The following is an 11,650-nucleotide window of genomic DNA, read 5'->3' on the forward strand; positions in this document are numbered from 1 at the left end:
TCATGAACGCCTCTCTTCGCTGCACGTTGGTCGCTTTGTCGCTCGCCTTGGCGGGCTTGCACGCAGTGGCCCAAGACTTCCCCAACCGCACCCTCACCATGATGATGCCGTATGCCCCCGGTGGCCCTGGCGACACCATCACCCGCGTGTTTGCGGGCGCGATGCAAAAGCATTTGGGTCAACAAATTGTGGTGGAAAACACCGCCGGCGCCTCGGGCACCATCGGCACAGCCAAGGTGGCGCGCGCCAAGCCGGATGGCTATACCTTGCTGATGATTCATGTCAGCCACGCCACCAATCAGGCGATGTTCAAAAATTTGCCATACCACCCCGTGGACGATTTCGAGCCCATTGGTCGTGCCACCAGTGGCCCGATGGTGATCGTCACCCGCAACGACTTTCCGGCCAAAGACTTGGCCGAGTTTGTGAGCTACGTCAAAGCCAACGGCCCCAAGATCAGCCTCGCCCATGCGGGTGTGGGTTCGGCTTCGCACCTGTGCGGCTTGATGATGCAGAGCGCCTTGAATGTGCGCATGAATGACATTCCGTACAAAGGCACAGGCCCTGCCTTGACGGACTTGATGGGCGGTCAAGTCGATGTGCTGTGCGACCAAACTTCGGGCACGGTGCCACCGGTCAAAGCGGGCAAAGTCAAAGCGTATGCAGCGGCTGGCAAAAGCCGCTTGAGTGGTTTGCCCGATGTGCCCGCCATCACCGAAGCGGGTGTACAGGGCTTGGACATCAACATTTCGTTTAGCTTGTATGCGCCCAAAGGCACGCCCAAGCCGGTGCTCGATCAGTTGACCGCGGCTTTGCAAAAGTCTGTGTCTGACCCCGAGGTGCGCCAACGCTTGGAGGCCATGGGCATTTCGGCGGTCTCGCCGGACCAAGCGCGACCCGAGGCCTTGCGTGCACATTTGAAGTACGAGATGGACACCCTCGGCCCCTTGCTCACCAAAGCCGGAGTGAAACCCAATTGAGCAACTGGCTCGCGTTGCTCCTGACGCTCGTGATTCAGGCGATGGTGTCGATGGCGCTGTTGACCTTACCGGTCATGGCGCCGGTGATTGCCAAAGATTTACAGGTGTCGCCTGCTTTGGTGGGCGTGTATGTGGCCATCACTTATGCGGGTGCGATGGTGTCGAGTTTGATGGGCGGCGCCGCGGTCAAACGCTTGGGGGCAATTCGCGTCAGCCAAGTCGGTTTGATGTTGTGCGCCTTGGGCTTGGTGCTCTGCGCCATGCCTTGGCTGGTGGCCACCGCTGTGGGGGCGTTTTGCATTGGCTTGGGTTACGGACCCATCACACCCGCAAGTTCGCACTTGCTCGCGCGCACCACGCCCAAGCACCAAATGTCCTTGGTGTTTTCGCTCAAACAAACGGGCGTGCCTTTGGGCAGTTTGTTGGCGGGCGCGATTGTGCCCACGCTGCTGCTGGGCTTGCCTTGGCAAATTTGTATGGCGGTGGTGGCGGGCGTTTGTTTGGTGTGTGCGGCCATCTCGCAACCCTTGCGCCATGACCTCGACCACGATCGTCAACCCAGCTTGCCCATGCACGGAGGCAGTTGGATACAACCCATTCGCTTGGTGTTGGCGCACCGCACGTTGGCCAGTATGGCGGCGTGCTCGTTCATGTTCTCGATGGTGCAACTCTCGCTCACCACCTACCTCGTCACGTTCTTGCACGACGATTTGGCCTACGGCTTGGTGGCCGCGGGCTTGGCCTTGTCGGTCACGCAATTCGGCGGCATGGCGGGGCGCATTGTGTGGGGCTATGTCGCTGACCGTTGGCTCGGGGCCAGTCGCATGTTGTTGCTGTTGGCGGCCATGATGGCGCTGGGCGCTTTGGCCACCACCACCTTGACACACGACACGCCTAAGTTTTGGGTGATCTTTATTTTGTTGACCTTTGGCGCCTCGGCCATTGGCTGGAACGGTGTCTATTTGGCTGAAGTGGCCAAGCGCGCACCCGAAGGCATGGCCAGCGTGGCCACCGGTGGCACCTTGGTGTTCACCTTCTTTGGTGTGGTGGTGGGCCCGCCGATTTTTGGCGCCTTGTCGGCACTGTTCGGCACCTACCGCGCGGGCTTCACGGCCTTGGTGGTGGTGGCCACGGTGTGTGGCTGCGTGCTGTACTGGAGTCAGCGCAAGACCCACGCGTGAAGGTTGTGCCATGTCCAGCGGGGGACATGGCCAAGTTTGTATTTTGTGAAAAGTCGATAAGCTCATTTCATATGACTTTCATGACCGCCTTTCAACACCAATCCACACGCACCCGCGTGGTGTGCCGAGCGGATGCTGTGTTGGATTTGCCAGACGAGCTGCGCAAATTGCAAGTGCGTCGTCCCATGTTGCTGACCAGTGCGCGCATGTCACGCACACCTCTGTTTGGCCAGCTGAGGTCCTTGCTGGCTGATTTTCAAGTGACCGAGGTGGCCGACATTCCCGCGCATTCGTCCGTTGCAACGGTGCAGCGCTTGGCCGCTTTGGCGTTGGCACATCAGGCAGATGGTTTTGTGTGTTTGGGCGGCGGTAGCGTGTGCGACTCGGCCAAAGCCACCGCGTTGGTGCTGGCCGAAGGCGAGCCCTTGGCCCAGCATGCCAGCCGGTTCATACCGCCCGCACAGGTGATCACCCCCAACTTTGTGCGTGAAAAATTGCCCATCGTCGCCATTCCCATGACGGCGTCAGGCGCTGAGGTGACCCCTTCATTGGGCATCCGCACTGAGCACGGCACCAAGCTTTTGTTTTGGGACGCAGCCTTGGCCAGTCGCGTGATTTTGATAGACCCTCAAGCCAATTTGCACATGCCCGATAAGGTGATGCAGGCCACCGCCATGAATGGCCTCGCGCATTGCATCGAAGGCTTGTATTCCAAAAACCGATCACCCGTGACCGATGCCTTGGCCGTGGCCGGTTTGTGCGGCTTTGACCGTGCGATGCGCGCCGTGGCACAGCATCCGCAAGAAGTGGCTGCACGGTCGGAGATGTTGGTGGCCGCGCATGTGTCGGGCATGGTGTTGGCCAGTGCGCGCAGTTGCCTGCATCACGCCTTGTGCCATGTGCTGGGGGCGACGTGTGGCATTGGGCATGGCGAAGCCAACGCCGTCATCTTGCCGCACGCCTTGCGCTTTAACGCGCCCGCTGTGCCAGAGGCGATGCAACACATGGCGCAAGCCTTGGGCTTATCTATACAAGCGGCGAGGCCCACCGAGGCAGTGCTGGACTGGTTGTTAGACCTGCAGCGTGTGACAGGCGTGCCCACCCGTTTGCGCGATGTGGGTGTGGCACAGGCGTCCTTGCGCGGCGTGGCCGAGCATGTGTTGCACGAGCGTGGTTTGGCTTACAACCCGCGTGTGGTGACCTCGGCGCAAGAAATGCAAGACCTGCTGATGGCAGCGTGGTGAAGTGATGTTGAACGAGGACATAAAAGATGCAAATTATTCAGAGCGGTGAAATTTTGGGCGCCCGTGTCGAGGGCTTGGATTTGTCGCAGCCTTTGTCACCTGCCGAATTTGTCGAGATCGAGCAAGCGCTCGGGCGCTTCGGCGTGTTGAGCTACCCCAAGCAAGTGCTGACCTCCTTGCAACTCAAGCAATTTGCTGAACGCTTTGGTCAGCTTGAAATCAACGTGGCCAATGCCTACCAAGAGCCGGGCTTGCCCGAGGTGATGATCTTGTCCAACAAAGTGGGACCTGACGGCAAGCCTTTGGGTTTGAGTGATGCAGGCCAAGACTGGCACACCGACATGTCGTACAGCAAGATGGTGGCGTTCACCAACATCTTGTATGGCTTAGAAATTCCGCACCGCAATGGCGAACCCTTGGGCAACACCGAGTTTGTCAGCATGCATGCCGCTTACGATGATTTGCCCGAGGCCATGAAGCAGCGCTTGGAAGGCAAAACCATCACCCACGACTTCGCCAAGTTTTGGGACATGATGCGCGCCAAGCCCGGCAGCACGCGCGGACCGCTGACACCCGCTCAGCGCGCCGCCAAACCGCCGGTGTCGCATCCGGCGGTGATGGTGCACCCGATCACCGGTAAGAAAGTCTTGTATGCCAACCCCGGGTACTCGATGCGCATCAACGAACTGCCTGAAGACGAGAGCGCCGAGGTGTTGGCGTTTTTGTTCACCCACCAATTGCAAGCCAAGTTTCAATACAAGCACCGCTGGCAAGTGGGCGATGTCTTGATGTGGGACAACTTGGGCACGCTGCACAACGCCGTGCCCGACTACCGGCCCGATGAACCCCGCTACATCAAGCGCTGCCAAGTCATGGCGACCCGTTACTTTGATGTGGCAGAGGCATGAAGCTCATCACCTACCGACTGTCTGATCCACGGGTGCGCACCGGTGTCGTGTTGAACGACCGCGTGCTGGACATCTCTGATTGGCTCGAAGCCTTGCCTGTGTCTGCGCAAGCCGTGGCGCACCACTTGGCCGCTGGCACGGTCGCACCCCTAGGCGGCATCCTGCGTTGGCTCAGTGCGGGGGCCGAGGCCCATGCGCTTTTGCAAGCCCACGTGGCGAAGGTCACAACCCCGCATTTGGCGCAAGCCACTACTCCTATGCCAGCGCTGGCCGATGTCACGCTGTTCGCGCCCGTGCCTAGGCCCGGCAAGATCATTGGGGTCGGGCGCAACTACGCGGACCACGCCAAAGAGACGGGTGTGGCACCGTTTGAGAAGCCGCGCATTATTTTCAAAATGTCGTCGTCCGTGGCAGCGCCCGGTGCATCGGTGGTGCGGCCCAAAGGCGTGACCAAGCTGGACTTCGAGTCTGAGTTGGCCGTGGTCATTGGCGCGTATGCGCGCGACGTGGCCGAGGCCGATGCCTTGAGCGTTGTGGCGGGTTACACCGTGCTCAACGATGTGAGCGCACGCGAGTTTCAGTTTGACGTCTCGCCCGCGCAAACCACCTTCGCCAAAAGCATGGACGGGTTTTGCCCCATGGGGCCGTGGCTGGTGACGCGCGACGAGGTGCCCGATCCGCAAGCCTTGGACGTGTCGTGCTGGCTCAACGGTGAGCGTATGCAGCACGGGCACACCGCTGACATGCTGTTTTCTGTGAAAGCGCTGGTGGCCTATGTGTCGCAGTTCATGACCTTGGAACCTGGCGACATCTTGACCACCGGCACACCCGCGGGCATTGGTGCTTTTCGCCAGCCGCCTGTCTATTTGCAACCCGGCGATCAGCTGCGTTTGGAGGTTACTGGGGTGGGCAGCATGACGCACGCCATTGGCTGACCGCCACCTCCATCGCAGCCCTTTAAAACTCAGAAACATAACGAGAGACACACATGACGCACCCCAAACTTTCTAGCCTTCTGGCCGCTTCTCTGTTGGCCCTGTGCAGCTGGACGCATGCTGCCGATGTGTACCCCACGAAACCGATTCGCCTGCTGGTGGGGTTCAGCGCCGGAGGCCCGACCGACGTGATCGCCCGCGTGTTGGCCAAAGACATGTCTGTCACTTTGGGTCAATCCATCGTGGTTGAAAACAAAGCGGGGGCCAGTTCGATGATTGCCACCCGCGAGGTGCGCAACGCGCCAGGCGATGGCTACACCTTGCTCTTTTCGTCCTTAGGGATGAACGTCAACCCCATTTTGTTGGGCGAGCAAGCGGGCTACAACCCCAAGACCGACTTCACGCCCATCTCCAATGCGGCCACGCTGCCTTTGGTCGCTGTGGCGGGCAACGATTCCGCGCTCAAGTCGATTCCCGACTTGCTCAAGCAAGCGCGCACCAAGCCAGAAGCGGTGAGTTTTGCGTCGTCCGGCAGCGGTGGGTCTGGGCACTTGGCGGGTGAGCTGCTCGGCACCACCGCGAAGGTGAAGATGCTGCATGTGCCCTACAAAGGCAACGGCCCCGCATTGTTAGAGGTGATGGCTGGGCGGGTGGACTTCATGTTCTACCCCGTGATTGGCTTGGCCGACCACTTGGCCACCAAGCGCATTCAAATTCTGGCGGTGGGCAGTGCGAAGCGGTTGGCGCAGTTTCCCGACGCGCCCACGATGGGGGAGGTGGGCTTTGCGGGCTTTGAAGAAACCGCGCCTTGGGTCGGCTTGTTAGGCCCCGCCAAAACGCCACCCGCCGTCGTCGCCCGCTTGCACGAGGCCATGACCAAAGCTTTGGCCAAACCCGATGTGCGCGCGCAACTTGAAAAACTAGGTGCTGTGATCGTGGGTGATACGCCCGCGGAGTTCACCGCCTTTTTGAAGCGCGACTACGAGCGGTGGGACAGCGTGATCAAAGCCGCCGCGGTGAAAGCGGACCTTAACTGATGAATCCCGCCTACGCGATTGCCGACCTGCGCGCCGCGGCACAGCGCCGCTTACCGCGCGCGATTTTTGATTTCTTTGATGGCGGCGCTGAAGACGAGCAAACCTTGTCGGCCAACCGTTTGGCGTTTCAGCAGCACCGCTTTTTGCCACGTGTGTTGAAAGATGTGTCGGTGGTGCACACCAACACCGCGCTGTTCGGTCAGTCCATGGCCATGCCTGCGGCCATTGCGCCCACTGGCGCTTTGGGTTTTGGTCGACATGGCGCCGATGTAGCCATTGCCAAAGCGGCAGCGGCCTTGGGCATTCCCTACACCTTGTCGAGCACGGCCACCGCCTCGATTGAGCGCATTGCCGATGCCGCGCCCGGGCGCTTGTGGTTTCAGGCCTATATCTTGAAAGACAAAGCTTTTTTGGCCCGCTTGGTTGAGCGCGCCCGCGTGGCTGACTACGAAGCCTTGATGATCACGGTCGACCTGCCCGTGGGCGGTAAGCGCGAGCGTGACCACCGCAATCACTTTTCTGTGCCGTTTCGCTTCACGCCCAAAAACGTGCTCGACTTCGCCCAAAAACCAGCCTGGTGCTGGCAGATGCTGCGCCAAGGCATGCCCGTCATGGAAAACCTGATTGGTTTGGATGAGCAAGCCAAAAGTGCGTCCAGCATGGCGTCATCGGTGGGCCGCAACTACGATCCCGCTTTCGATTGGGATGCCCTGCAACGCATGCGCGATGCCTGGCCCCGTCGCTTGATTCTCAAAGGCGTCATGCATCCTGACGATGCCGACCGCGCCTGCGCCATGGGCTGTGATGCGATCGTGGTGTCCAACCACGGTGGCCGTCAGCTCGACGGTGCCATGGCCACGCTTGATGCGTTGCCCGGTGTGGTGCAAGCCGTGGCTCAGCGCGTGCCGGTGTTTGTGGATGGTGGCGTGCGTCGTGGGCAAGATGTGGTCAAAGCCTTGGCCCTAGGCGCGCACGGCGTGTTGCTGGGACGCGCCACCTTGTTTGGCGCGGTGTCGGACGGTGAGCGCGGTGCTGCCCGAGCTTTGGAGATTTTGCAGTCTGAATTGGTGCGCACCATGCAGCTGTGCGGTGTGCGCAATGTGGGGGAAATTAACGCGGCGTTGTTGGGGCGCTAAATAGCGCTTGCCTGCAACGCGTCCCACACGCAAATCGCCGCATACGCATCGTTGGCAGCGTAGACCAATTGCGATTCGCTCAACTGCGCGTTGGCCCAGTTGCTGGTGGCGGCTTTTTTGGATTTTTGAAAACGCTGGTTGAACAGCACAGCCACCGAGCCTTTGACACCCATGTCTTTGCGGTAACCGCGTTCGCGAAAGATGGTGTTGAGCTCCAAAATACCTGCAGGTTCAATGCCCAGTTTGTGGATGATGCGTTTGCGGTCATCGCCCAAACCAAACCCTGCTTTGGCGATGCCGCCTCGTGCCAACAGGTCGGCCGCCACCGCACGGCACTCGGTGTCGTGCAGCTGAAACACCCAAGCGCGCTCGCGTGTGGAGAGCTGCAACACATGCGGCCCGTCCGACGACTCGCCCACACGAAACGTGGGTTTCGATTCCGTGTCGAACCCCCATGCCTGTACCGCCACCAAGGCGTCATGGGCTGCACAGGCTTGTGCGCCGGTGTTCACCAGAGTGATGCGGTCAAGGCCCAGCCTTTCGAAAGGCGGGAGTAGGGCGATGGCGTCTTTGTCAGGGGTGGCGTGGCGGGTGTTCATGAAGCTGGGAGTGTCCGTGTCTGAAGCATGGACTGTAGCTTCATGCCCCCAGCACTTGAGCGAGGATGGCCTCCGCGTGGGTGTCATCGTGGCCGCGCCAAGCCACGATTTGGTCGGGGCGAATCAAGGCCAACGGGGCTTCGTACAGCGCCAGTAGGTCGCTGCTGATGTGGCGCACGACTTTCAGGTCGATGCCTTTGGTTTTTGCGGCCAACGCGAAGGCGTGTGTTTCAGGGGGCTCAGCGCCCAACACCAGCAGGGTCCACTCAAAGTTAAACGTGTCAAACAGCGAGCGTCCGTCGGGCAGCCAAGCATGGGGCGGACGCCCACCTGGCGTGGCGCAAGGCACGTAGGTGTTGGCGGCATCGGGTGGGGCCGAGGTGCCGTCGCCCACGATGATGGGGCTGTGGTCGTAGCGGCCACCAAAGGTCACGCCGGGGATGTTGAACTCGCGGCGCACATGGCCGTTCAGGTACTCCGAGGCCAGCGCGCGGGCCTGTTCACCTTGGGGGCTCTGGTCTTCCAACTCGGGGGCGGCTTCAAACAGGCCAATCGAGTCGGCAAACTGCCTCGCATAGCCCGTGTTGCGCATGGCTAGGGGCTGACGTTCGCGTTCGTAGCTGTCCAGCAATGTGGCAGGGGCTTGGCCTTTGAGCACGCTGGCCAGTTTCCAGCTCAGGTTGACCGCGTCTTCGAAAGCGGTGTTGTAGCCCAGACCGCCTGTGGGTGTGAACAGGTGCGCGGCATCGCCGCCCAGAAAAACACGGCCTTTCTGGAAAGACTCGGCCACCAGCGCATGGCCCGCCAGCCAAGTGGCCATTGACAGAATGTCGATGTGGATGTCTTGCCCAAAGGCCTGCGAAAACAAACGCCGTGCGTCGGCCTCGGTCAGCGCATCGGTGGCGGCGTCATCGGCCATCTGGATGTGAAAGGCGAACTCGCTCACGCCATCGACCGACATGATGAAGGCGCGTAACTCGGGGTTGACCACCACGTACATCCACGACCGATCGTTGGGGTTGCGGGCGTAGAAGTCGGGGGCTTTGAGGTACACGGCCAGCATCTTGCCGCCCATGAATTTGCGCTTGAAACCGGTGGCGCCACCCCAAGCGATGCCCAGTTGGCTGCGCACAAAACTGCGGGCTCCGTCAGCACCGATCAGGTAGGCCGCTTTCACGTGAACGGGCTCGCCGCCGTCGACCGCTTGCACCACGGCTTCAACGCCAGTGCCCACGTCGCTGAAACTTTTGAGCTGCCAGCCATAGCGCATCTCGACGCTGGCCTGTTGTTTTGCCTGCTGGTGCAGGCAGACTTCCACATATTTTTGCGACACGCGGTGCGGCAGTTCTGCCGCGCTCCAAGAGCCCGACATGTTTTTAATGGCTTGGGGTGCCGCCGCAGCTGTGGGCAAGCGCAAGCGCGCCAGTTCGGTGCCTGCAAAACGGGTCAGGTAAGCAATGTCGGTCGGGTGATCGGGCGGTAAGCCCATGCTGCGGATTTCGTCCGCAAAGCCCAGACGCCGGAAATGCTCCATGGTCCGCGCCTGTGTCGCGTTGGCCTGCGGGTTGAAGGCGGTGCCGGGTTTGGCGTCCACCAGCAGGCAGCGGATGTTGCGTCGTCCCAGTTCGTTGGCCAGCATGAGGCCGCAGGGGCCGCCACCTGCGATGAGGACGTCGGTTGTGAGTGTTTGGGCCATGGGGGGTGTTTGCGGGTGAGTGGACACGAGGAACGTCGATCAATCTTCGCGGGCCAGCCGAATGGGCAGGTCAATCGCAAAGTACTGCGCGGGCAATCCCAGCCGCGCTGCGGTGGCGGCGTCAGACTCGCTTTTGAAGTCGCAGACCAGCGAGGCGCGCACGCCAAAGACAGCGTCTTTGTCAAGCCACGGGTCGGAGGCGTCAAACACTTCGGTGATCAAGCTGCGGTAGCCGGGGGCTTCCACAATGACGTGGTAGTGGGCTGGACGCCATGCATCGCGGTGCGACACGCGCAACAACTCGCCCACAGGCCCGTCGGTGGGGACCAAGTAAGGGCGAGGCCGGATGCTGGCCAGCTCGAAGTGGCCATCGGCCTGCACCTTGAGTTGGCAGCGCAGGTTGTCTTGCGGCTGGCTGTCGTCCATTTGCCAGTACATGCCGTTGTCGGCGTTTTGCCAAAAGTCGATGGTGGCTTCGGGCAGTGGTTGGCCGTGGATGTCGGTCACGCGCCCACGGATCAGCACAGGGTCGCCCACGTTGTCTTTGATCAGGTTGCTGCCGTTGTCCATCCAAGGCGAGCCACGCGTGTGGAAGGGGCCCAGCACGCTGCCCTCGGTTGCACCGGGTCGGGCGGCCAGCAGGTCCACCAGTGACGACAAGCCCAGCACATCCGACATCAGGGTGAACTCGCTGCGCGAGGGGCTGCTGATCTCGGCGGCGCGGTGTAAAAAAGCGATGCCTTCGCGCCACTCATCGTGGGTCAGCTGTGTCTCGGTGGCAAAGGCATGCAGGTGGTGCGCAAGGCGGTTGACCAAGTGCTTGAGCCGTTCATCGTCGATGTGGGCAAAGCTGCTTTTGACGGTGTCCGTCAGGTTGTCTCGGGTGATGTTTTTCATGGGGTGTGCTCGGTCCGAGATCAAGCGGCCATGAGGCCGATTTGGTTGCGCAAAATGCCGACGCCTTCGATGTCGATCTCGATCGTGTCGCCCGGCTGCATCCACACGGGCGGTTTGCGCGCATAGCCCACACCGGCGGGGGTGCCCATGACGATCACGTCGCCGGGCTCCAGCGTCATGCACGCCGACATCATGGCAATCGTGGGGGCCACATGGAACACCATGTCGGTGGTGCTGGCGCTTTGCATCACCTTTCCGTTCAGGCGCGACTCGATGTGCAGGCCCACACAGCCGGGTGGCAATTCGTCGGCGGTGACCAAGTGGGGGCCAAAGCCACCGGTTTGGTCAAAGTTCTTGCCCACGGTCCATTGCGTGGTTTTGCGCTGGTAGTCGCGGAAGGTGGCGTCGTTGAAGCAGGCGTAGGCAAACACCGAGTCCAAGGCCTCGGCTTCGCTCACGTTGCGGGTGGTTTTGCCAATCACCAAGGCCAGTTCGGCCTCGTAGTCCAGCGAGGTCGAGATGGGCGGGATGGGAATGGTGCCGTTGTGTGCCAGCAGCGACGAAGGCCCACGGAAAAAGATGGTGGGGTAGTCCGCCACCTTGTTGCCGCCTTCGGCCGCGTGGTCGTGGTAGTTCACACCTAAGCAAATGATCTTGCTAGGACGGGGTACGCAGGGCAACAAACTGATGTGGTCTAGCGCCACAGCGGTGGCCGCTGCGGCGCGCTGGGCGATGCTGGCCATCAAAGCCGCATTGCCGCTGGCTTGGGCAAAAAAGTCATTGATGCTGGCAGGCGCGTTGTCCATGCAGTGGCGCATGTCGACCACGCCTTGGTCGAGCAAGACCCCGTAGCGTGTGGCGTTGTCGTGCGTGTAGCTGATGAGTTTCATGGCGAGTTTTTTGAAAGGCGGATTCAAGGACGAAGTGCAACACGCTTTAACGAGGCATGGAATACCTCGTGAGGTGTCTTGAATCCTAGTCGCTTTCTGGGGCGATGATTCAATCGGTTTTCAATCATAGTCAATTCCTCATCCGTC

Annotated in this window: 11 protein-coding genes; 7 read left to right on the forward strand and 4 right to left on the reverse strand. The window is 60.8% G+C overall.

From position 1 onward, the window contains the following. The first annotated feature begins 2 nt into the window (after positions 1-2). The 7 genes from RMS95_RS07550 to RMS95_RS07580 all read left to right on the forward strand — a co-directional run bounded on the left by RMS95_RS07550 (position 3) and on the right by RMS95_RS07580 (position 7,421). A complete protein-coding gene (locus tag RMS95_RS07550) occupies positions 3-980 on the forward strand; it encodes a tripartite tricarboxylate transporter substrate-binding protein (RefSeq protein WP_310645000.1) in 978 nt (325 codons plus the stop codon). Continuing rightward, on the forward strand, positions 977-2,161 hold the full coding sequence (locus tag RMS95_RS07555) for an MFS transporter (protein ID WP_310645002.1): 1,185 nt from the start codon (positions 977-979) through the stop codon (positions 2,159-2,161). The genes RMS95_RS07550 and RMS95_RS07555 overlap by 4 nt, the downstream gene beginning before the upstream one ends. 80 nt (positions 2,162-2,241) lie before the next feature. After that, the gene (locus RMS95_RS07560) at positions 2,242-3,405 is read left to right on the forward strand and encodes an iron-containing alcohol dehydrogenase (RefSeq protein WP_310645004.1); all 1,164 of its coding nucleotides are present in this window, start codon (positions 2,242-2,244) and stop codon (positions 3,403-3,405) included. A 26-nt stretch (positions 3,406-3,431) separates the two neighbouring features. Beyond that, positions 3,432-4,313, forward strand: coding sequence for a TauD/TfdA family dioxygenase (locus RMS95_RS07565; protein ID WP_310645005.1), 882 nt, complete (start codon positions 3,432-3,434; stop codon positions 4,311-4,313). Continuing rightward, on the forward strand, positions 4,310-5,248 hold the full coding sequence (locus RMS95_RS07570; protein ID WP_310645006.1) for a fumarylacetoacetate hydrolase family protein: 939 nt from the start codon (positions 4,310-4,312) through the stop codon (positions 5,246-5,248). The genes RMS95_RS07565 and RMS95_RS07570 overlap by 4 nt, the downstream gene beginning before the upstream one ends. Before the next feature lie 53 nt (positions 5,249-5,301). After that, positions 5,302-6,285, forward strand: coding sequence for a tripartite tricarboxylate transporter substrate binding protein (locus tag RMS95_RS07575; protein WP_310645008.1), 984 nt, complete (start codon positions 5,302-5,304; stop codon positions 6,283-6,285). Then, positions 6,285-7,421, forward strand: coding sequence for an alpha-hydroxy acid oxidase (locus RMS95_RS07580; protein WP_310645009.1), 1,137 nt, complete (start codon positions 6,285-6,287; stop codon positions 7,419-7,421). The genes RMS95_RS07575 and RMS95_RS07580 overlap by 1 nt, the downstream gene beginning before the upstream one ends. Here the strand turns inward: RMS95_RS07580 and RMS95_RS07585 are convergent. Genes RMS95_RS07585 through RMS95_RS07600 form a run of 4 tightly spaced genes read right to left on the reverse strand, consistent with a single transcriptional unit; the run spans position 7,418 to position 11,503 of the window. Continuing rightward, on the reverse strand, positions 7,418-8,020 hold the full coding sequence (locus RMS95_RS07585) for a 3'-5' exonuclease (RefSeq protein ID WP_310645010.1): 603 nt from the start codon (positions 8,018-8,020) through the stop codon (positions 7,418-7,420). The genes RMS95_RS07580 and RMS95_RS07585 overlap by 4 nt on opposite strands. Before the next feature lie 40 nt (positions 8,021-8,060). Then, positions 8,061-9,716, reverse strand: a complete 1,656-nt coding sequence (locus RMS95_RS07590) for an FAD-dependent oxidoreductase (protein WP_310645012.1) — start codon at positions 9,714-9,716, stop codon at positions 8,061-8,063. 39 nt (positions 9,717-9,755) lie between these two features. Continuing rightward, a complete protein-coding gene (locus RMS95_RS07595) occupies positions 9,756-10,613 on the reverse strand; it encodes a dioxygenase (RefSeq protein ID WP_310645013.1) in 858 nt (285 codons plus the stop codon). 20 nt (positions 10,614-10,633) lie between these two features. After that, a complete protein-coding gene (locus tag RMS95_RS07600; protein ID WP_310645015.1) occupies positions 10,634-11,503 on the reverse strand; it encodes a fumarylacetoacetate hydrolase family protein in 870 nt (289 codons plus the stop codon). Between the last annotated feature and the right edge of the window lie 147 nt (positions 11,504-11,650).

The organism is Limnohabitans sp. (assembly GCF_031539175.1).
GTDB lineage: Bacteria > Pseudomonadota > Gammaproteobacteria > Burkholderiales > Burkholderiaceae_C > Limnohabitans.